Source organism: Actinoalloteichus fjordicus (assembly GCF_001941625.1).
Taxonomy (GTDB): Bacteria; Actinomycetota; Actinomycetes; order Mycobacteriales; family Pseudonocardiaceae; genus Actinoalloteichus_A; species Actinoalloteichus_A fjordicus.
Window position 1 is genome coordinate 6,263,824 of record NZ_CP016076.1, and the last position, 21,073, is coordinate 6,284,896.

16 protein-coding genes are annotated in these 21,073 nt (G+C 70.2%); 2 read left to right on the forward strand and 14 right to left on the reverse strand.

Going from position 1 to position 21,073, the window contains the following annotated elements:
• Positions 1 to 338 precede the first annotated feature (338 nt).
• From hpf to ahcY, 8 genes are all read right to left on the reverse strand, one after another.
• Positions 339 to 1,022: a ribosome hibernation-promoting factor, HPF/YfiA family gene (gene hpf, locus UA74_RS26725; protein WP_075742683.1), complete on the reverse strand. Its 684-nt coding sequence runs from the start codon at positions 1,020 to 1,022 to the stop codon at positions 339 to 341.
• A gap of 540 nt (positions 1,023 to 1,562) precedes the next feature.
• The gene (locus tag UA74_RS26730; protein ID WP_075765682.1) at positions 1,563 to 2,315 is read right to left on the reverse strand and encodes a ComF family protein; all 753 of its coding nucleotides are present in this window, start codon (positions 2,313 to 2,315) and stop codon (positions 1,563 to 1,565) included.
• Between the two features lie 313 nt (positions 2,316 to 2,628).
• Positions 2,629 to 4,389 carry an LpqB family beta-propeller domain-containing protein gene (locus UA74_RS26735; protein ID WP_075742685.1) on the reverse strand — a complete coding sequence of 587 codons (1,761 nt, stop codon included), beginning with the start codon at positions 4,387 to 4,389 and terminating at the stop codon, positions 2,629 to 2,631.
• Positions 4,386 to 6,392 (reverse strand): MtrAB system histidine kinase MtrB, encoded by a 2,007-nt coding sequence (mtrB, locus tag UA74_RS26740; RefSeq protein WP_404799953.1) that lies wholly within the window; start codon positions 6,390 to 6,392, stop codon positions 4,386 to 4,388. The genes UA74_RS26735 and mtrB overlap by 4 nt, the downstream gene beginning before the upstream one ends.
• 224 nt (positions 6,393 to 6,616) lie before the next feature.
• Positions 6,617 to 7,294 carry an MtrAB system response regulator MtrA gene (gene mtrA, locus UA74_RS26745; RefSeq protein ID WP_069852043.1) on the reverse strand — a complete coding sequence of 226 codons (678 nt, stop codon included), beginning with the start codon at positions 7,292 to 7,294 and terminating at the stop codon, positions 6,617 to 6,619.
• A 265-nt stretch (positions 7,295 to 7,559) separates the two neighbouring features.
• Complete coding sequence (locus tag UA74_RS26750) at positions 7,560 to 8,036, reverse strand: hypothetical protein (protein WP_075742687.1); 477 nt, start codon at positions 8,034 to 8,036, stop codon at positions 7,560 to 7,562.
• Positions 8,020 to 8,661: a dTMP kinase gene (locus tag UA74_RS26755; RefSeq protein WP_083684163.1), complete on the reverse strand. Its 642-nt coding sequence runs from the start codon at positions 8,659 to 8,661 to the stop codon at positions 8,020 to 8,022. Before UA74_RS26755 ends, UA74_RS26750 begins: the two co-directional genes overlap by 17 nt.
• A 278-nt stretch (positions 8,662 to 8,939) precedes the next feature.
• Positions 8,940 to 10,403 carry an adenosylhomocysteinase gene (ahcY, locus tag UA74_RS26760; RefSeq protein WP_075744273.1) on the reverse strand — a complete coding sequence of 488 codons (1,464 nt, stop codon included), beginning with the start codon at positions 10,401 to 10,403 and terminating at the stop codon, positions 8,940 to 8,942.
• A gap of 216 nt (positions 10,404 to 10,619) precedes the next feature.
• Here ahcY and UA74_RS26765 point away from each other — a divergent pair, with 216 nt between their 5' ends.
• Positions 10,620 to 13,355, forward strand: coding sequence for a hypothetical protein (locus UA74_RS26765; RefSeq protein WP_083683674.1), 2,736 nt, complete (start codon positions 10,620 to 10,622; stop codon positions 13,353 to 13,355).
• A 255-nt stretch (positions 13,356 to 13,610) separates the two neighbouring features.
• On the opposite strand, the gene UA74_RS26770 is transcribed toward UA74_RS26765, so the two are convergent.
• The 6 genes from UA74_RS26770 to UA74_RS26795 all read right to left on the reverse strand — a co-directional run bounded on the left by UA74_RS26770 (position 13,611) and on the right by UA74_RS26795 (position 20,283).
• A complete protein-coding gene (locus tag UA74_RS26770) occupies positions 13,611 to 15,128 on the reverse strand; it encodes an amino acid permease (protein WP_075742690.1) in 1,518 nt (505 codons plus the stop codon).
• 165 nt (positions 15,129 to 15,293) lie between these two features.
• Entirely contained in the window at positions 15,294 to 16,568 is a 1,275-nt protein-coding gene (gene manA, locus UA74_RS26775) for a mannose-6-phosphate isomerase, class I (protein ID WP_075742691.1), read from the reverse strand.
• 70 nt (positions 16,569 to 16,638) lie between these two features.
• On the reverse strand, positions 16,639 to 17,742 hold the full coding sequence (locus UA74_RS26780; protein ID WP_075744274.1) for an SIS domain-containing protein: 1,104 nt from the start codon (positions 17,740 to 17,742) through the stop codon (positions 16,639 to 16,641).
• Positions 17,743 to 17,747: 5 nt separating this feature from the next.
• Positions 17,748 to 17,984 (reverse strand): Trm112 family protein, encoded by a 237-nt coding sequence (locus tag UA74_RS26785; RefSeq protein ID WP_075742692.1) that lies wholly within the window; start codon positions 17,982 to 17,984, stop codon positions 17,748 to 17,750.
• Positions 17,985 to 18,039: 55 nt separating this feature from the next.
• Positions 18,040 to 19,389 carry a phosphomannomutase/phosphoglucomutase gene (locus UA74_RS26790; RefSeq protein WP_075742693.1) on the reverse strand — a complete coding sequence of 450 codons (1,350 nt, stop codon included), beginning with the start codon at positions 19,387 to 19,389 and terminating at the stop codon, positions 18,040 to 18,042.
• A gap of 417 nt (positions 19,390 to 19,806) precedes the next feature.
• On the reverse strand, positions 19,807 to 20,283 hold the full coding sequence (locus UA74_RS26795; RefSeq protein ID WP_075742694.1) for a metallopeptidase family protein: 477 nt from the start codon (positions 20,281 to 20,283) through the stop codon (positions 19,807 to 19,809).
• Positions 20,284 to 20,434: 151 nt separating this feature from the next.
• Here UA74_RS26795 and UA74_RS26800 point away from each other — a divergent pair, with 151 nt between their 5' ends.
• Complete coding sequence (locus UA74_RS26800) at positions 20,435 to 20,785, forward strand: DUF3499 domain-containing protein (protein ID WP_075744275.1); 351 nt, start codon at positions 20,435 to 20,437, stop codon at positions 20,783 to 20,785.
• Positions 20,786 to 21,073: the final 288 nt, after the last annotated feature.

Consider the following 21,073-nt stretch of genomic DNA (forward strand, 5'->3'; position numbering starts at 1 on the left):
CCCTGTTCGGCGCGCAGACGGCCCTGCTCGGCGGCGGTCGCGACCGTGCAGGCGCAGGGCGGCGGCTGCGGCGAGGTCGGGCTGCGGGGGGGGCGGATGCGGCGGACTCGAGCGAACTCACCAGCGGGCAGACACCACGGGGAGAAGGAGGACAGCACTCCGCCCCGCCGCGATGCATGCGACGGGGCGGAGGTTCCGCAGGGAACCACGAGGTCGTCCGCTGCCGTGACGGCAGCGGATCAGCTGCTCACCGGCCGTTCTGCGGCACCGGCCGTCCCGGCGTCACGACGGCTCGCGGGCCGCCTGGTCCCGCGCCGGGCACCGGCCGCACGACTGCCTCACACGAGCTGGATCACGCCGTAGTCGAAGCCGCGCCTGCGGTACACCACGCTCGGCCTGCCGCTCTCGGCGTCGGCGAAGAGGTAGAAGTCATGGCCGACCAGCTCCATCTCGTACAGAGCCTGGTCGACGGTCATCGGCGTCGACGGGTGTTCCTTCTCCCGAACGATCTGCCCTGGCTCGTGGCCGTTGGCGGCGTCCTGCCACCGCTGCGGAGGCAGCTCGTGACTCTCCTGGTGCTCTGCCGTCTCTACCTCGGTCGCCTTCAACACGGCTGTGCTCCCTCGCTCGCCATTGACGTGGCCGGTGGTCGCGTCCGGCAACATGTCGGAGACCATGGAGGTGGCTTCCGCCACCGACGTGGGGTTGCGTCGTCCGTAGTGGACTCTGCGGCGATCGTGCGCTCGACGAAGCCTGCTCTCCAGCTTGGTGACGGCACCGTCCAGGGCGGCGTAGAAGTCGGCCGCACATGCCTCCGCGCGAATCACGGGGCCCTTGCCCTTGCCGGTGATCTCCACCCGCTGGCAGTTCTTCGTCTGCCTCGGGTTGGGTTCGTGGAAGAGTTCCACGTCGAAGCTGATGACCTTGCGGTCGTAACGTTCGAGGCGGTCCAGCTTCTCCGCTACATGCGTCCGATAGTGCTCGGGCACCTCGACGTTGCGGCCCTTGACGACGATGTCCATACGCGACCTCCTCGCAGTCGTGCGAGTGAACTTTTACGGGCATTCGAGGATCGGCTGTCACCCTTCCGGGAGCATCTGCCCATCACCCGATGGCTGTACTTATCCCCTCCCTCGTCGCTGCTCAACCGCGCCGTTCTCTCGGAACGTCCGTCGATAGCGGAGGACGTTAGCCGTCCCGTGACCTGGATGACAGACCCGACTTGGGGGACGGCGATCGAACACAGAACGTGACCCCAGCACCTGACGAGCAGTTTTGACGGCGGTCCGACGAACCCGAACGGTCTTCACATCACCCGATTGGGTGATACCCAACGCGGCCCGGCTCGGGTTGTTCCCCCAAGCTCGCGGAACCGCGTTCGGCCATGTCATACCCCTACAACGAGCCGAACGGCCGACGAGTTCCCCGGAACGGCCGCATCGCGGGTACACCGTTCGGCGGAAGATCGTCTCGCGTACGGCTCGATCGATCCGGACGCACCTCAACGTGGCCCGATCGAGCGACCATCGCCGACTCGGGTCACCAGAATCGAGTGACATACATCACACTATCGGCCGAGTCGGGTGGCCGACAACGGACCGCCGATCTGCGGCTCGTCCGACCGCGCTCGCCGCACCCAGACCGCGGGCCGATGTCAGGGCGAGAACGGCGTCGACCTCGAGGCCTGCCATCCTGAGCGCCCTGATCGACGCGCCTGCCGTGGCACCCGAGGTCAGAACGTCGTCGACGAGGATCACGGGTGTTCCGGGCGGCGGCAGTCCCGCGCCCCGCACCCGCACCCGGTCGGCGAGGTTGGCCGCGCGGCTCGCATCGTCCAGCCCGACCGACTCCTCGGCTCCGGCGGCCAACACCAGGCAGGGGGCGAGGGCGCAGGGCGTGCCGCGTTCGGCCGCGGCCCGTGCCGCGAACCGCAGCAGTCGCTCGACATGGTTGCCACCGCGACGCCGCGAGACGGCCGGGCGAGAGGGCGCAGGTACCAGCCACCACCCGTCGGCCGTACCGCCGTCGGACAACGACGGCAGCGCCGCAGCCATTAGCTCGCCCAACGGCCGGGCCAGCGCCCGATCGCCTCGCTCCTTGTAGGACACGACCGCCTCTCGGGCGGCGCCGCGATATCTGGCCAGCGCGTGGCAGGGCGCCCCCACCACCTCGGCGAGGCCCGGCACCACGGCGGGCAGACCGAACTCGGATCGGCAGTCCGGGCACAACGACGAGCCCTCCGCCGGACAGCCGACACAGGACATCGGCAGCATCAGATCGTTCAGATCACGCAGAGCATTCATCAAGACACGCATGGTGCCCAGAATGCCGCGAGTGGCCGGACCGCCGCCCGTCGCAGCGGAACTCCCGCCCGACCGGCCCGAGGCACGGCAGCCGGAACGGCCGCGCTAGCGAGGCAGGCAGAACCCGGCGGCCTTGAGACGCCTGCTGCGACCTGCCGAAATCAACGCCCACGGACGCCGCGAGACCACGAGAAGCTCGAAGACGCGCCACGCCCCGTGTCGACCACGAGCCCGGCGCAGGCAGCCCCGTCCGCCGACCGGATTCCGCGGCCGCGGCCTGCCACGGCCGCGGCCCGAGATCTTCGCGGCGCGGGCCCGCCTGCCGTCAGCCCGGATAGGACGGCGTCACGCTGGAACCGGAGACACGAAGCAGCTGTTTCCAGTACCCGTTGACGTCCGCCGTCGTCCACAGGCCGTTCTGGTCGGCGACGATGACGTCATGACCGGGGAAGGCCGTCACCTCGGTGACCGGCGGGCTGAGGTTCGTCGGCTGATACGTGCGGCCGTCCAACCCATCCTCCTGGAGCCGTACCACCGGCACGTCGGGATTGTCGGTGGCCACCACGAGCAGATCGCCGTCCAGCGAGTCGCCGGACGGGCTGTTCCAGCTCACTGCCGTGGCCTGCGGGTTGAGCGGCAGCGGCAGCTCACGCAGGTTGCCGATCCTCGGATTGCCCCCGTCGCTGACGATCGCGCCCACCAACAGCCGTCCCCCAGCGATCGCCACGATGCGCATCCCGTCCGGGGCGAAGCGCAGCGCAGTCACCTCGCCGTACTCGAGCAGCTCCCGCGCCGACACCTCGCTCGCCTGCCAGCCGCCCTCGCCGGTGGCCACGACCTGGAGGACCGTGTGCCCGTCGGCGACGGTCCACAACTCCGATGCGCCCGCCCGCCAGGTCGGCCGGGTCAAGGTCGTCGCCTCGACGGGGACGGAGTCCAGTTCCTCCCCGTACTCGCCGACCCACAGGTCTCGTCCCCCGGCGTCGTCGTCCCCGACGACGGCGAGTCTCGACCCGGCGATCGACTGGCTGGCACTGCGGGCCCGGTAAGCCCCCTCACCCGCAGGCCCCGGCACCGCCTCACCGTCGACGGTGAGCTTCTGGACCTGACCGTCTCGCACCACCAGGCTCGACAGGTCGGGGTCCGGCGTGACGGCTCGCCGAAGGTCGTCGAAGTCCTCGCGATGCCATTCGGTCTGATCCCGGAGGACGTCGACGCCCTCCACCAGCACCCGTACCGGGGTGGGGCGCAGCGATTGCAGCGAGAAGACCAGGCCTGCCACCATCTCCCGTCGGCCGTCCTGCGTCAGTTCGCCGAGATTGGTGAGGTCGATCTCGATGACCCCGTCATCGTTCTCCGCCACCGCATGTCGGGTGTCCACGCCTGCGGACAGCACGGGGATCACCGCCCCCTGCAGCGCGGGTGACGGCCCCTTCTTGAGCAGCTCGACGATCTGCCCCGGCTGACTGCTGTTGGTCGCGGGCGGCAGGTAGCGCCGCTCCGGTACCAGTCCCTTCCGGTCGTGTGCGAAGAAGTACAGCTGGACCGGCTGGTAGTGGTCGCGGAACTCGCTGAGCGGCATGATCACGCCGGGCGGGGCCTCGGTGATCCGCCACCCGTCATCGGTCCAGCGCATCGGCAGCCGGAACTCGACCTCCTGGAGGCGCGGTTCGAAGGCGTTGTACTCGTTGAGCACCCCGACCTCCAAGCCCGACACCTCGACGACGGCGGTGTCCTGCGAGTCCGGGGAGGGGGCCTGATCCGGCGCGTCGATCGCGTTGTAGTTGCTGCTGAGGAAGCGGATGCTGACCTCGTTGTTCCACGACTCGGCTGCCTCGGCGGTGAGGTGCAGCCGAGCGGCACGGTGGTCGTCGTCGGGGTCGACGCTCGCGGAGAGGAAGCTCCTGGCCAGCTCGGTGGCGCTGAGACTGCTCACCGGCGCCTGCGGTTCACCCGTCCGGCCGCCTTCGACCACCTCGTCCAGCTTGATCGGCGTCGACGAGTCCGGGATGGCCGCGCACCCGGAGGTGATCGACAGTCCGAGCAGGATCGCGACGCAGACTCTGCCGGTGCGTGCCCGGTTCATGATCTCGAATCCCCCTCGCGGCCTGCGGAGCCCGGACCGTCGCCAGTTCGCCGTTCGGGAGCCGGTGGCGTGAGTCGATCCGGCCCCTGCTCCCCGTCCCGGTGTCGACGCTGCTCTCGACCTTCGTCCCGGTGTTCGTCCTGCTGTCGATTCTGGTTCGGCTCCGGGCGCTGGTCCAGTCCGATCGGGTCCGCACTCCGATCGGAAACCCCGGTCTGGTCCTCCTCCCGCGCCCGGTCCCGGTCGGCTGTGGCGGGTTCCAGCTCCTCGTCGGCCGCCTGCCAGCGTAGGGCGTCGGCGACGGAGTCCGGCTCCACGACGGCGGGCGGTTCCGGAGGCTCACCGCCGATCTCGCCGACGACCGGGCCCGAGACGGCGGCGGGCGGCAGCGGGAGCGGGCTGCCGTTGACCTCCTCGCCGAGCCTGCGGGGCAGCGTCAGCCGGAAGCAGGCGCCGACGCCGATCTCGCCCCAGGCCTCCAGCATGCCGCCGTGGAGTCGGGCGTCCTCCAGGCTGATGGCCAGGCCGAGTCCGGTGCCGCCGGTACGCCGGTTCCTGGACGGGTCGGCCCGCCAGAACCGGTTGAAGACCAGCTCCTCCTCGCCGGGACGCAGTCCGATGCCGTGGTCCAGAACGGTGATGGCCGCGGCGTTGCGGTCGGCGGCCAGCGTGACCACCACGGGATTGCCGTCGCAGTGGTCGACGGCGTTGGCGAGCAGGTTTCGGAGCACGCGCTCGATGCGTCGGGAGTCGATCTCGACGAGCACCGGCCGAACCGGGAGGTCGAGCTCGATGGAGGCGCCCACGTTCGTGGACAGCCCGTGCACGGCCTCCAGCGCCCGGTGCACCGAGGAGCGCAGGTCGACGGTCTCGGAGCTGAGATCCACCACCCCGGCATCGTGTCTGCTGATCTCCAACAGGTCGCCGAGCAGTGACTCGAACCTGTCCAGTTCGTTGACCAGCAGCTCTGTGGAGCGGGCCAGTCCGGCGGGGAACTGGTCCCGCGAGGCGTGCAGGACGTCGGCGGCCATGCGCACCGTGGTCAGCGGGGTGCGCAGTTCATGGGAGACGTCCGAGGTGAAGCGGCGTTGCAGGGTGCCGAACTCCTCGAGGCGGTGGATCTGATCCTGCAGGCTGGCGGCCATCTCGTTAAACGACTCGGCCAGCCTCGCGACCTCGTCTTCACCGACCACCCGCATCCGATCGTCGAGATCGCCTTCCGCGAACCGTTCGGCGACGGCGGCGGCCTGCCGCACGGGGCGGACCACCTGCCGGGTGACCAGGTTCGTGACACCGGCCAGCAGCAGCACGATGGCCAGCCCGCCGAGGACGAGGGTGCTCTGGACGACCCCGATCGTCTGTTCCTCGTTGGTCAGGGGGTAGAGCTGGTAGAGCTGCACGTATCGGTTGGTGGTCTGGACGGGGATGCCGATCACCAGCATCCGGACGGCCTGGTCTTCCCGAACGGCGGTGGTGATCTGATAGCTGAGGGCGCCGTCCTCGACCTGGCTGCGCAGTTCTTGCGGAACGTCCTCCTGGCGCCCGACGGCGAGCTGGCTCTCCTCCCAGCGGGCCGGACCGTGCCCGTCTATCAGCACCGGCTCGAACACGCCTGCCGCAGGCCTGGTCGAGTCGTCTGAGCTGTCTGTGCTGCTGAGGTCGGTGAGAGTGCTGCTCAGCGTGGCCTCGAAGTCGTCCCGGTTGGGGTTGACGTTGACCAGCAGCCGCTCGACGGTGTCCCGGCTCGTGTAGGCCTGGGCGGTGACGGCGCTCTGCTTGCTGTCCAACAGCCGATTGGTGATCTCGGCCTGCAACACCATGCCGAGGACGAACACGACGGCGGAGGACAGCGCCAGCGTGCTGATCACCACCCGCAGTTGCAGCGAGCGTCGCCACAACGCGGCGAAGGCGGCGAGTCGCCGCCGGACGAGGCGGCGGGCCCGCAGGAAACCACGCACCACGGCACGGCCTGCCGCAGTGCCTCGCGCAGTACCGACTCCCACTGCAAGCCCGCCTCTGCTCCGCTGTCCCTGGCCCGGTGCCACCGCAGGCTTTACCAGAGTCCCCGGCGCAGGCGGAAGCCCGTAATCAACCCGTGCCATCCGCACGCAGCCATGCAGGCCTGAACTCCACTCGATCGAGTGGAAAATCACGCCTGCCGTCGACCGACGACGGGGAGCATGCTGCCCGTTCCCCGTCGTGCTCGACCGTGAGTCGTCGGGTCACCTCACGGCGGGCCTGCCTTGTATCCGACACCGCGGACCGTCAGCACGACCTCGGGGTGTTCCGGGTCCCGCTCGACCTTCGAGCGCAGCCGCTGCACGTGGACGTTCACCAGCCGGGTGTCCGCCGCGTGCCGGTAGCCCCACACCTGTTCGAGCAGCACCTCCCTGGTGAACACCTGGCGAGGCTTGCGGGCCAGCGCCACGAGGAGGTCGAACTCCAGCGGAGTGAGCTGAATCGGCCTGCCCTCCCTCGTGACCTCGTGACCCGGGACGTCGATCGTCAGGTCCCCGATGCCGAGCGTCTCGGCGGGCTCCGCCTCGGTACGGCGGAGGCGGGCCCGAATCCTCGCCACCAGCTCCTTCGGCTTGAACGGCTTGACGACGTAGTCGTCCGCACCGGATTCAAGTCCCAGCACCACGTCGACCGTGTCGGTCTTCGCGGTGAGCATCACGATGGGCACCCCCGACTCTGATCGGATCGCCTTGCAGACGTCGATGCCGTTCATCCCCGGCAGCATCAGGTCCAGCAGAACGAGATCAGGCTTCAATTCGCGCATGGCGGGCATTGCTCGTGCCCCGTCCCCCACGACCGCCGTCTCGAAGCCCTCACCCCGTAGGACGATGGTGAGCATCTCCGCCAACGCCGGATCGTCGTCCACCACCAATACACGCGACTTCATGCCCCATATGGTCGCACTGGGTCCTGACCTGGTCCGCATCACCCGCTGCTGAGCGGCCTCCGCGATTCCGACCCGCTGTCCCCCGACCCACTGGTCTCTGTCCACGCACGTACCTCGCACTCACTGGAGGTGACCTTGGTCACCCCATCGGCGTAACCATGACCTACACCGCAGATGAGACCGAAAACGTTACCGACTCACATGTCTCGACTTGATCTCTGTTCGTCGAGTCACGTGCGGCCGAGCAGTCGTTGGGCCGAACGGCTCAGGCCGGTGACCAGGGCACCAGTCGTCTGACTCGAAGCTCCGGTTCGGTTCGGCGGAGGAGGAATCTCGGCAGCAGCTCGCGGGAGATGACGGGGCGGGTGCCCTCCAGCTCTGCCGAGCCGCCGGGCCACCGGACGGCGTTCGGCCGCACCACGGACCGCTCCACGGCCTCGTCCAGCTCCACGGTCCCGAGCACCACCGCCGTCACCAGACCGACCAGCCGAACTCGGTCGGTCTCCAGCCGCAGGTCGAATTCCACCGGTTGATCGATGTCGAGGAAGACGAGCACGATCGCGCCGAGCACCCACATGCCCACGCTCGTCGCATCCTCGTTCGGCGGTTCGACGTCGATCATGGTGTGCACGCCGTGTTCCTCGTGGGCCCAGGAGGCCAGCGGGAACCCGGTCTGCTCGGCGGCCTCGGCGAGCAGCGCCCGCACCAGGTCGACCGGATTGTCCTCAGCCGAGTACGACATCCACCAGCCCGTTCACGTCCACTGACGAGGCTCCGTCGACGGAGACCCAGGGCGACAGCCACGAGACCGCCGCGAGTTGCGCGTAGCGGTCGGCGCAGCGCGCCTGAAGCCCGTCGTCGGTCTCGAAGAGATCCCGCGCGCGGTCCGCCTCCGACTCGGCGCGCCGGACGGCCCGCGCCGCCGCAGTGGCAGGCGGCACCGACAGGAGCAACTGGAGATCCGGCCTCGGCAGACCGAAGCGGTCCACCTCCAGATCATGCAGCCAGGTGACGAACTCGCCGTCGATCGGCTCGTGCAGCCGGGCCGCACCGTAGGCGGCGTTGGAGGCGATATAGCGGTCCACCAGGACGACGTCGTGCTCCCGCAGGGCCTTACGCACCCCTTCCGCGCCTTCGCGGCGGTCCAGCGCGTAGAGGACGGCCATCCCGTAGACCGAGTCGCCCAGCGGCCCGAGCCTGCCGTGCAGTCCCTCCCGCACCAGGTCCGCGTGCACGTCCTGCCCATAGCGGGGAAAAGCCCCGGACCCGACCGACGCGCCCCGGGCGATGAGCCCGGCGCGCAGTCGATCGGTCATGGTCCGTTTTCCGGCTCCGTCGATGCCCTCGATCACGATCAAGCGACTCACGGCGGCCACCGTAGCCGGCGGGTGCCGAGGGCCGACCGACGGCCCTGCTGGACGGAGCATCCACACCGACGGCCCCGCTGGACGGAGCATCCACACCGACGGCCCCGCCGGACGAAGCATCCACACCGACGGCCCTACCGGAGCTTCTATACAGACGGCCCGGCCCGAGCGTCCATACCCAAGGCCCCGGCCGGAGCGCCCATACCGACGCTCCGGCCGAAGCCTGCACACCGACCGCACCGGCCGGAGCGGGACACCCGCCGCGGCGAGAAAAGAGATCAGTACCGGTAGTGGTCCGCCTTGAACGGGCCGTCGACGTCGACGTCGATGTACTCGGCCTGCTCCTTGGTGAGTCGGGTCAGTTCACCCCCGAGCGCGGTCAGGTGGATCAATGCCACCTTCTCGTCGAGCTTCTTCGGCAGCCGGAAGACCTCGCGGTCGTACTCCTCGTTCTTGGTGAACAGTTCGACCTGGGCGATCACCTGGTTGGAGAAGGAGTTCGACATGACGAACGACGGGTGGCCGGTCGCATTGCCCAGGTTCAGCAGCCTGCCCTCGGAGAGCACGATGATCGAGTGGCCGTCGGGGAAGACCCACTCGTCGACCTGCGGCTTGATCTCGATGCGGTGGATGCCGGGATACCTGGCGAGTCCGGCCATGTCGAGTTCGTTGTCGAAGTGACCGATGTTGCCCAGGATCGCCTGGTGCTTCATCCGCGCCATGTCCTCGACCGTCACGACGTCCTTGTTGCCCGTGGTCGTGATGATGATGTCGGCCTTGTCGACGATGTTCGCCAGGGTGCTCACCTGGTAGCCGTCCATCGCCGCCTGGAGTGCGCAGATCGGGTCGATCTCGGTGACGACCACGCGCGCGCCCTGGCCGCGCAGCGATTCGGCAGCGCCCTTGCCGACGTCGCCGTAGCCGCAGATCACGGCCACCTTGCCGCCGATGAGGACGTCGGTCCCCCGGTTGATACCGTCGATCAGCGAGTGCCGGATGCCGTAGCGGTTGTCGAACTTGGACTTGGTGACCGCGTCGTTGACGTTGATCGCCGGGAAGAGCAGTTCGCCCTGTGCCGCGAGCTGATACAGCCGCAGCACGCCGGTCGTGGTCTCCTCGGTGACGCCGAGGATCGCCTCGCCCGCCTTGGTCCACTTGGACGCGTCCTGGGCCAGCGAGGCGCGCAGCAGGTCGAGGAAGACCCGGAACTCGTCGCTGTCCGCGTCGTCCGCGGGCGGGACGACACCCGCCTTCTCATACTGGGTTCCCTTGTGCACCAGCATGGTGGCGTCGCCGCCGTCGTCGAGGATCATGTTGGCCGTGGCACCGTTCGGCCAGGTGAGCATCTTCTCGGTGCACCACCAGTACTCTTCGAGCGACTCGCCCTTCCAGGCGAAGACCGGCACCCCGGCAGGCTCTTCCGGCGTGCCGTGCGGGCCGACGACGGTGGCCGCAGCGGCATGGTCCTGAGTGGAGAAGATGTTGCAGGAGGCCCAGCGCACCTCTGCTCCCAGGGCCACCAGGGTCTCGATCAGCACTGCGGTCTGGACGGTCATGTGCAGCGAGCCCGAGATACGGGCCCCTCTCAGCGGATACACCTCGGCGTACTCGCGCCGCAGAGCCATCAGGCCAGGCATCTCGTGCTCGGCGAGGCGGATCTCCCGGCGGCCGAACTCGGCCAGCGACAGGTCCGCCACCGCGAAGTCGATCCCGGCCCGCGTCTGCAACCTCTCGGCACTCATCTCCACGACTCCTCAAACCCGACTCGATCGACTTCCGAACAGTACCGTTCGCCACGCCGATGACCCCATGTGCTCGCGAAGGACCACGAGATCGCAGAGGATTGCCGACGAACACGACCAGAAGAGTCGATAATCGACGTCCTTGGTCAAGACGTGGCAGGAAGGCGAGCAGCCGTGGCGATTCCCGGGCCTGACACACGTGTCGTCGAATTGCGGGTGCATGGGATTCTCGGCACCACCCCGGAACGCCTCACCGACTCGGTGGCTGCGGTGGAGGTCGCAGGCGACGGCCTCGGCCGAGTGGTGCGACCCGCCGACCGGCTGCGCAGACCCGCACCTGGCCCCGTCCTCCAGACGACGGCACGTCCGGTGCCCCGCGTCGTGGAGGGCTATCTCTGGGGTCGGATGACCTCCGGCGGTCTCGCGAAGGCGGCCTGGGCGATGCTCTTCCCCTTCGCCATGGCCAATGTGGCGCACTGGATGCTGCCGCCCGCACGCCCGGACAGCAGAATCGGGTTCCTGCTGGGGCATGCGCTGCGGGCACTGCTGCGGGTGGCCGCGCTGCTGCTCACTGCACTGCTGGTCGCACAGGTCACCGTCGTGAGTCTCGACCTGATCGCCGCCCAGTGCCTCCAACCGGGCGGGGCGTGTCTCGCGGGCGTCGCGCCGGACTGGCTGCGGAGCGAGTGGGCCAGGGTCGCCGTCGGACTGATCCCGCCCGCCCTGCTCATCCTGCTGCTGCATCAGGTGGCGAAGGTCGACTGGGAGGTCAACAAGGCGGAGGCGGGCGCATCGACCAACCCGGTCGCCGGGCTCACGGGCCTGCGGCAGGATGCACCGCCGCCGCCCGGGCAGAGTGCGGTGCTGCCGGGCGATGCGGTCGAGGCCGATCCCGACACCCCCGCGCTGCGAGCGCTGCACACGACGGGCGCGCTGGCCACGGCGGCGGTGATGGCGACCGGCGGGCCTGCAGGCCCGATGAGCGCCACCGCCACCCAGGTCTGGCTCACGGCCGTCGTGCTGTTCCTGCTGAGTCTGGTGGGCGTCCTGCTGCTCGACGACCCGGCCCGCCCCTCGGCGGCGGCGTCACGACGGCTGCGGATGCTGCTGGGCACCGTGCCCCGCAAGCTGATCGTGACCCTGGGCATCGCGGTGCTCGCGGCCTCGGTCGTGGTCATGCGACCGCTGCCGTCGCCGTCGCCGTCCTCGATGCCCACCCAGTTCTCCGGAGACACCATCGGGCTGCTCGCCGTCGCCTTCGCTGGCTGCGTGCTGGTCTTCGCGGTGCTACTGGCACCGGCGGCCTGGGCGGCACGGCGCGGCTGGGCAGGCCGGCCGAGGAACCTGCGGCCGTGGGCGGGCGGCTGGATGGCCGCGCCGGTGCTGGGCATGTCCGGTCTCCTCGGTGCGGGCTTCGGCGCCGGGATCGCCCTCACGATCGTCGCGCTGCTCGGCACGGAGAACGTGACCCCGCCGCCCGCCTACGAGACGCTGACCGTGCTGTGGGGCGCGACGGCGGTGCTGAGCCTGCTCGCCCTCGCGGTGATCGTCCCGGTGATCCTGACGCGTCGCTGGCTGGCCGAGCACCAGGACCGGCTCGCCCCGGCCGAGGCGACCCTGCTGCACGCGGGGCGTCCCGACGACCGTCGGACCGCCGCCCGTGCCTGGTGGTGGGCGAATCTGGAGCGAGAGCATCTGCATCACGCACTGCTCGCCTTCGCGGCGCTGCTGGCGCTCGGTTCGGCGGTGGCACTGATCCAGTACGCCACCGGCGCGGACGTGCCCGAGTGGCTGGAGCCGCTCGCGGCGGTGGGCGTGATCGCACTGGCCGCGCTGGCGCTGGCCCTGATTCGGACGGTCTACCTGGCCAAGAGCAGGCCGAACACCGCGCGACTGCTCGGCGTGCTCGCGGATCTCGCCTGTTTCTGGCCGCGCGAGGCACATCCGACGGTGCCGCCGTGCTACGCGCTGAAGGTCGTTCCCGAGCTGGTGCATCGGGCTGCGGAGCACCTGCGTGACCCGGCCGCCAGGGTGGTGCTGGTCGGCCACAGCCAGGGCAGTCTGCTGGCTGCGGTCGCGGCGGGCAGACTGCTGCGGACGCTGCCGGAGTCGGACCGCAGCAGGCTGGGCCTGGTGACCGCGGGCTCACAGCTGCAGTGGGCCTATCCGCGGGCGTTCCCCGCTGTCGTGCCACACGAGTCGCTGACGGAGCTTTCCGGTTCCCTGTCGGGCCGCTGGCGGGCGTTGTGTCGCGGCACCGACGCCCTCGGCGGGGGCGTCACCACATGGAACAGGCAGGTGTACGAGGGCACCCTCATCGGCGTCGGCTTCCGGGCCGACGGCACCGAGGGTCCGCTGCCGTCGGCCACTCGAAGCCCGAGCGGGGCGCTGGTGCTCGGCGGCGACCACTGGCTGCCCGATCCGGCACGCGGCCCGTTCACCGGCAGGCGGTGGGGGCCGGGAGTGCTGGGCCACAACGACTTCAACTCCGACCCGGAATGGGATCGCGCCGTGGCGATCGCCGCAGGCCTCGAACTGCCGCCGCGCGGTCAGGCAGGCGAGTACTCCCATCTGCTCGCGGGCGTTCGGCATCACGTGGCCGAGGCGGACGACCTCGACGACGCGCTCGACGGCGAGGCGAACAGCGAGGCCGATGTGCCGACGATCCTGGTCACCAGGGTCGATGCGGTGCTGCCCTCGCAGGCGGAGAAGCCGGTGACGGCCCTGCCTGCGGGCAACGGCGAATCCTCGGCCGTCTCGGAGTCCGACGAGACGGTCACTCCGCCGGACGTTCCTGCGGCGCCGGGCGCCAAGACGAGCCGGAAGGCGGCGAAGCGCAAGGTCGCGGCAGCCGTCGACGAGAACGGCGACCCGATCGTCCCCGATGCCCCGAGGGGCAAGAGCACTCCGTGGGAGCGCGGCGGCGATCTGCCGGGCAGACGGAAGAGTTGAGTCCGGTTCGTCCGAGTCTGGAGGCGTGCCGTCGCGCGCAGGCGGCCGCCCGACGCGGGCGCGGACTCTCCCCTGTCTACCGGCGATGCGGCTGCTTCGCCTCCCACTGCCGTCCGGGCGGCCGACGCGCTGCCCGGACGCCGTCGGGCGCGCTCGATCTGCGCCGAGCAGTCGACGACCGGTCAGCTGCTGCGGTGTCGGCCGCCCCGTCTCGGTCGGTGCGGGCCAAGAGCCCGCGGCAGGTCGCCACCGGGCTCATCGACCTGCGGACCCGCCCGCAGTCTGATCCTCTTCGCGCTGCCTGCGACCGAGCACGGAATGCCGTCGGCCGTAGACGAAGTAGACGAGCACGCCAAGGGCCATCCACACCAGGAACCGGACCCAGGTCAGCGCGGTGAGGTTCAGCATGAGCCAGATGCAGGCCAGGATCGCCAGGATCGGCACCAGGGGCACCAGCGGAGCGCGGAAGCCGCGCTTCAGATCCGGTCGGGTCCGGCGCAGCACGATGACGCCCGCCGAGACGAGGATGAAGGCGAACAGCGTCCCGACGTTGACCATCTCCTCCAGCGTGCCTGCCGGGAAGAAGCCCGCGACCACGGCCACCACGCCGCCGACCAGCAGCGTGGAGCGGACCGGAGTGCCTCGGGAGCCGGTCGGCGAGAGCACCTTCGGCACCAGCCCGTCCCGAGACATCGCGAAGAGCACGCGCACCTGGCCGATCATCATGACCATCACCACGGTCGTCAGCCCCGCGAGCGCGCCGACGGAGATCACCGCCGCCGCCCAGTCCACGCCGTTCGCGGCGAAGGCGGTCGCCAAGGTCGCGTCATCACCGCCGGGCGGCGTCGCCAGCTCCGTGTAGGGCTGCATCCCGGTGAGGACCAGCGCGACCAGCACGTACAGGACCGTGACGATCGCCAGGGAGCCGAGGATGCCCCGAGGTACGTCGCGTTGCGGGTTCCGCGTCTCCTCGGCCGTCGTGGCGACCACGTCGAACCCGATGAAGGCGAAGAAGACGATCGAGGCACCCGCCAGCAGGCCGAAGATCCCGTAGGTGCTGGTCTCCATGCCGAAGAACAACGACAGCAGCGACTGGTCCAGCCCGCCTGCCGCCGTCGAGCTGTCGGCGGCGGGCGGGATGAACGGCGTGTAGTTCTCGGCTCGCACATACGCGGCGCCGACCACGATCACCAGGATGACGACGGCGACCTTGATCGCGGTGATCACCTGGCTGACCCGCGAGGACAGCTTGGTGCCCAGGACGAGAACGGTGGTCAGTCCCGCGACGAGCAGCACCGCACCCCAGTCGAACGCCACGCCACCCAGCGAGACCTGCGTCGGCACGTCGAGGCCGATCAGCGCGAAGATCTCACGGAGGTAGTCCGACCAGCCCTTGCTCACCACGGCGGCCGCCAGGGCGAACTCCAGGATGAGGTCCCAGCCGATGATCCAGGCGAGGAACTCGCCGAAGGTGGCATAGGAGAAGGTGTACGCCGAGCCTGCCACCGGAAGCGTCGACGCGAACTCGGCATAGCAGAGCGCCGCGAGACCGCAGGTCACGGCGGCCAGCACGAAGGACAACGACACCGAAGGGCCCGCGATGTTGCCCGCCGTGCGGGCGGCGAGCGTGAAGATGCCCGCACCGACGACGACGGCCACCCCGAAGACCATCAGGTCCCAGGCCGTCAGCTCCTTGCGGAGTCTGCTGCCCGGCTCGTCGGTGTCCGCGATCGACTGCTCGACCGACTTGATCCGCTTCAGGCCGCGTGGCATCTCCTCGCCCTCCCTGCGCTGCTCGTCCCGGCCATGTGAGCCGGAGACGGGGTATTCCCATGGTGGGAAATTGACGAACAGGGAGCAGTCTCGCAGTCCTCGGCGCCCCAGGCCCGATCAGCCCCGCGTGTCGAGTCGCACGCGTCTGGCGCGGGCCGGCCGGGCTCAGACCGGCGCGGTGGCGTGGAAGAGCTGAGTGCGTCCTTCCTCGTCGTGTTCCACCGGCACGACCTCCACCGCCGGATCGACGGCCGCGAGCCAGACGGCCTGCCCACGCGAGATCGTCAACGTGCCGCCGTCCTCGGCCAGCAGTCGCACTCGGCCTGCCGTGCAGAGCAGCACCTGCGGGCCGACCGGCTCCAGCCGCACCGTGAGATCCTCGGCACGGTCGCCGACGCCGTCAGACGCGGCGAGGGCACCGGCATCGGAGTTCCAGTCCAGGCGGGACAGCTCGAACTCGGACGCCTCGGTGGGATAGACGGTGACGCGTTCCCGCCGCCGGTCACCGGTCAGGACGGGCATGTCGCCGCCCCGGAAGTCGAGCACCCGCATCAGCTCCGGCACGTCGACGTGCTTCGGGGTCAGTCCGCCGCGCAGCACGTTGTCCGAGTTGGCCATGATCTCCACGCCGGTCCCCCGCAGGTAGCTGTGCAGATTCCCCGCAGGCAGGTACAAGGCCTCCCCCGGGGCCAGCACGACGCGATTGAGCAGCAGCGCGGCGAGCACTCCGGCGTCGCCGGGATACGCCTCGCCCAACTCCAGCACCGTTCGGCACTCGCGGTCGAAACGACCGTGCGCCTGGACGTGTCGGATGCAGCCGTCCAGCACCGGCGGCAGCAGCGCGTCGACCGCCCCCTGCGGCAGGGTGATCAGAGTGGTGAACAACGCCCGCAGTCCCTCGGGGCCAGGGACGGCGGCCAGCAGGTCGACGTAGTGGGCCAGCTGCGGAACATCGAGCGCGGCGAGCAGCTCCACCGTCCGCGTCGCATCTCGGAAGCCCGCCAACGCGTGGAATTCGGTCAGAGCGCAGATCAGCTCCGGTTTATGGTTGCGATCCCGATAGTTGCGGTCGGACGCGTCCAGCGGCACGCCTGCGGCCTCTTCCCTGGCGAAGCCCTCGGCGGCCTGTTCCGCGGAGGGATGCGCCTGCAGACTCAGGGGTTCGTCGGCGGCGAGCACCTTCATCAGGAAGGGCAGCCGACCGCCCCAGCGCTGCGCGCAGGCCTTGCCGAGCTGACTGTGCGGATCGGCATGCAGGACTTCGACGAGCGCGGCTTCGGACCCGTCCGCACGGACGAGGGTCGAGGAGTCGGAGGGGTGTGCGCCGAGCCAGAGTTCGGCCTCGGGGTGCGGTGCGGGCACCGGCTGGCCCAGCAGGGCGGAGATGGCGGTCCGAGACCCCCAGGCGTAGGGACGCACGGGGTTGCGCAGCAGGTCCACTTCGGTCTCTCGTTCCCTCGTCTGCGGTCAACAAGACTGACGTGTGAGCGATGCGCGCCTGGCAGGCAGGTCAGCGACCTGCTCCGGCCAGCTCTCCCGAGCCGCCCAGCGCGCCGGTGGCCAAACCGAGGTACACGGCGCAGAGGTCGAATCTGGCCGCCAGGGACAGGGCGCCGAGCACGTCGCCGTCGCTGCCCGCACGGCTGTCGAGGTCCGTCTCGGGGGACACGACGTCGCCGCCGGGCACGGTCTCGCCAGCCTGCCGCGCCAAGGCCATGGCCTCGTCGCCGCGCTGGATCGACAGCAGAAGCACCCTGGGGCGCGGCGCGACCTGATCGTCGGGGTCGGCGAAGATGTCGAGACTCTGTGCCTGCCCGGCCACCGCGCGGTACAGCGCGGGACGTCGGACGGCGTTCTGATAGTCGCCTGCGTCGGCGACGAGGCCGCTGAAGGACGCCAGCGAGTGGGCGGCATGGGTCGCCACCGCCGTCGCCACCGGGTCCAGGCCCCAGAGCAGCGGAATCCGATCGGACAGCCGCAGGGCCAGCGTCTTCGCGGGGTTCACGAAGGTCTCGTGGACCGGATGGTCGCGTTCGGCCTCGCGGTCCACGCCGTCGGCGACGCGGTCGAGGTCGACCGAGAACAGGTTCAGGGCACGGGCGGCGAGCAGGCCGCCGGTGACGGCCCTGGGCAGGCTCAGCCCGGCAGGCGCCGTGACCCTCGGGAACAGCAGCACCGAGGACCCGGAGGCCGCCGCCGCGACCGGCCCGTCCTCCGGCAGCGTCAGGAGCAGCCGGGCTCCCCGGCGAGCGGCGCGATACACCGACTCCGCCAACGGCCGGTCGTACCCGTCCTCGATATGGCCGACCACGACGTCCAGCGGGCCGACCCAGGCGGGCACGAGGTCGGCGAGGACGACGGGAACCGGGCAGGTCGGGCCGAGCAGCGCCGACAGCAGTCGCGAGGCGGTCGCACCGACGGCGGAGCGACAGAGCAGCACCAACGCCCTCGGCCGGTCCTCGATACGGGCCGCGAGGTCGGCCTCCACCGCGCTCTCCTGCGTCGAGCGGATCTGCGCACCCGCCGTCGCGCCGCCGCGCAGCAGACCGACGGCGTCGGCCTGCTGCAGCAGTGCGGCGTCGTCGAGCACCTCGCCGAGGTCTCGGTCGAGCATCTCGATCACCTGCTCGTCGAGACCCCGTCGGTCGAGCCGGAGGGCGGCGTGCCGGGACCGGGGACCGCTTCGTCAAGCAGCAGCACCGGAATGCCCTCCTGGACCGGGAACCGACGGTCGCAGCTCGTACAGGTCAGCATGTCGGCCTCGGAGTCCTCCGGGGTACCGACCAGGAGCGCACCGTGCTCCGCGCACGGGCAGGCGAGAATCTCCAGAAGTCGAGCGTCAAGGGTGACGGACACGGTTCCTCCTAGCCGGTTGAAGATCAGCGATGCTGCCCGCTCTCGTTCGCCGCGGTCAACCGCGGACGATCGAGAGGACCTCGTCTCGCAGTCGGGCCATCTCGGCGTCGCCTGGCCCCTCCACGTTCAGCCGCAGCAGCGGCTCGGTGTTGGAGGGACGCAGATTGAACCAGGAGCCGTCGGCCACCTCCACGGTGAGTCCGTCGAGCTCGTCGACCGTGGTGCCCTCACGTTCGAGGAAGGTCGCCTTGACCTGGGCCATGCGCTGATCGGGCTCGGCCACCGTGGAGTTGACCTCGCCCGAGGCGGTGTAGCGGCTGAACTCGCGGGTGAGCTCCGACAGCGGGTCGGCCTGCTCGCCCAGCGCGGCCAGGACGTGCATCGCCGCCAGCATGCCGGTGTCGGCACGCCAGAAGTCGCGGAAGTAGTAGTGGGCGGAGTGCTCGCCGCCGAAGATCGCACCGGTCTCGGCCATGCTCTGCTTGATGAAGGAGTGCCCGACCCTCGTGCGCACCGGGCTGCCGCCGTGCTCCGCGACGATCTCCGGGACGGCCTTGGAGGTGATCAGGTTGTGGATGATCACTCCGCCGGGGTCCTTGGCCAGTTCGCGCACGGCCACCAGCGCGGTGACGGCGCTCGGCGAGACCGGGTCGCCGTTCTCGTCGACCACGAAGCAGCGGTCGGCGTCGCCGTCGAAGGCCAGCCCCGCATCGGCGCCGATCTCGCGGACCTTGGCCTGAAGGTCGACGATGTTCGCCGGGTCGAGGGGGTTCGCCTCGTGGTTGGGGAAGCTGCCGTCCAGCTCGAAGTACAGCGGGACGATGGTCAGCGGCAGGTCGCCGAAGACCTCGGGGACGGTGTGACCGCCCATGCCGTTGCCCGCGTCGACCACGACGGTCAGCGGCCGGGAACCGGACAGGTCGACCAGTTCGTGCAGGTAGGCGGCGTAGTCGGCGAGCAGCTCACGGTGGCTGATCGAGCCGTGACGCCCGACGAAGCCGGGGATGCCCTTCTCGACCATGTCTCGGATCTCGGCCAGCCCGCTGTCCTGACCGACCGGCGCGGCACCCGCCCGACAGAGCTTGATCCCGTTGTACTTCGCCGGGTTGTGGCTCGCGGTGAACATCGCGCCGGGCACGTCGAGCCGACCCGATGCGAAGTACAGGAGATCGGTGCTGGCCAGCCCGATGTCGACGACGTCGACGCCCTGGCCGGTGACGCCCTCGGCGAAGGCGGCGGACAGTCTCGGCGAGGAGTCGCGCATGTCGTGACCGACGGCGATCGTGGGGCCGCCGACGAGCCGGGCGAAGGCGGCGCCGATGTCCCGGACGACGACCTCGTCGAGCTCCTCGTCGACCACGCCTCGGATGTCATACGCCTTGACGATGCCGGACAGGTCGTGCACGCCACTCTCCCTCGTCTGCGGGCCCGCCTGGTGTCGGCGACCCTGCCTATCGCAGCCTACCGGCGACACCTCCCCCACCGCGTGGGTCGGTGCGGTCCGTGATCGACAGGTGACGCCCGCGAGAGGTCGGCGGGCCTTCCACCCGGCGGAACGGCATCGGGCGAACTGCCGGGCCTGAGACGCCAGCACCGGCGCTCACCTGCGGCGACGACGGGACACGAGCGTCGCGGGAGCCTTCCTCGACGGCTCGTCCCGCCAGTACGGCGAGATCGTCGGCAGGTCGAGGCTCTCTTGGGCAGGCATGCGAGCCAGGCATGCGAACGAGGCATGGGGCCCGGATGCACGCGGGACGTCTGAGGCCTGAGGTCTGAGGCCGACAGGACCGCCGCCGCGCCGAGCCGGGGCGCCGTCGCCCGGTCAGGACTCGCCGTCGACCACGTCGGGATCGAGACCGAGGTAGCTGGCGACCTGCTCCACCAGCACGTCGTGCACCAGGTCGGAGAGGTCGATCCCGTCCTGCGCCCTGGCCTCCAGCGGGCGCCGGTAGAGCACGATGCGCGCTCTCGTCGGCACGCCTCGCCGATCGACGCCCGCCGGGATCAGCCGCGCGAGCGGCACCCGGCCGTCTTCGACCACGTCAACGCCCTGCTCCGCCTCGGTGTGCGGCTCGACGTTCAACTCGGGGACGTCGTCGACCGCCACGTCCAACTGGGTCAGCTCGGTACGCCACCGCTGCTCCAGCGGCTCGAGGGCCTCCAGGACCAGGGCGTCGAACTTCTCCGATCGACTCCGTGCGGCGGGAGTCGACGGCGGATACAGTGCGCCCCGAAGACCTCGTCCTCGGCGGTCTCGACGGGACCGCGTCCGTCGCTGATATCCGTGCGCTGCGACCACGGCGCCGAGGGTACGCCGTGCGCGGCGAGTGCTGCGGCGGGCCGAGAACAGACCAGGTTGCGGCTACCTGGAAGATGTCACGGACAAGTGTCATCCGCGTGGCTGCTACGCGGTGAGGAAGAAGGGCGCTATGGTCGCCGCTGTGCGGAGCGTGAGACGGTGCTCGCGAACCGGGTGTACGAACCCGGCTGTCGCCACGCTCACCTACGCGTATGCGGACTCGACTGCCGTGGTGGGGCCGCTGGCCACCTTCGCGGAACCGCACAGCTACGACCTCTGCGAAGCCCACGCCATGCGGCTCACCGCCCCCAAGGGTTGGGAGGTCGTCCGTTACGAGGGCGAGTTCGCGATTCCGCAGCCCACCGTCGACGACCTCACCGCGCTGGCCGAGGCGGTTCGGGAGGCAGGTCGCGTCGATCGTGCCCACGAGGCCGTGGAGGGGACGATCAGCAGGGGCCCGCGCGCCCATCTGCGCGTCATCCCGACTCCGCCGGAGGACTGAAGACCCGACGTCTGCCGCCCGCCGCCGAAGCAGCAGCCCCGCGAGGGCTGGCGGCTGCCGACCTCAGACGCCACCGGTGCCGCGCATCGGCGTTCCCTGTGCCGCCCATGCCGATGTGCACTCGTCGGCGACCTGCGTGGCGATCCAGGTCCGTGTCGGTCCTCGTAACGCGGGCTGTGCCGTCAGGTGCTCCGCCCGCGGCTCGCGGCGGGCCCCGACCACTGAGGTCACTCGCCCCCCATGACGCAGTCGCCGTGAGCGGGCAGGCACGGTTGCGAATCGCCGAGA

Bases quoted from the DNA above. Each gene is read 5' to 3' on its own strand.
- mtrA (WP_069852043.1), bottom strand. From the start codon at position 7,294: ATGAAGTCGCGTGTATTGGTGGTGGACGACGATCCGGCGTTGGCGGAG.
- ahcY (WP_075744273.1), bottom strand. From the start codon at position 10,403: ATGAGTGCCGAGAGGTTGCAGACGCGGGCCGGGATCGACTTCGCGGTG.
- UA74_RS26780 (WP_075744274.1), bottom strand. From the start codon at position 17,742: ATGCTCGACCGAGACCTCGGCGAGGTGCTCGACGACGCCGCACTGCTG.
- UA74_RS26750 (WP_075742687.1), bottom strand. From the start codon at position 8,036: ATGTCGTACTCGGCTGAGGACAATCCGGTCGACCTGGTGCGGGCGCTG.
- hpf (WP_075742683.1), bottom strand. From the start codon at position 1,022: ATGGACATCGTCGTCAAGGGCCGCAACGTCGAGGTGCCCGAGCACTAT.
- UA74_RS26735 (WP_075742685.1), bottom strand. From the start codon at position 4,389: ATGAACCGGGCACGCACCGGCAGAGTCTGCGTCGCGATCCTGCTCGGA.
- UA74_RS26730 (WP_075765682.1), bottom strand. From the start codon at position 2,315: ATGCGTGTCTTGATGAATGCTCTGCGTGATCTGAACGATCTGATGCTG.
- UA74_RS26770 (WP_075742690.1), bottom strand. From the start codon at position 15,128: ATGCCACGCGGCCTGAAGCGGATCAAGTCGGTCGAGCAGTCGATCGCG.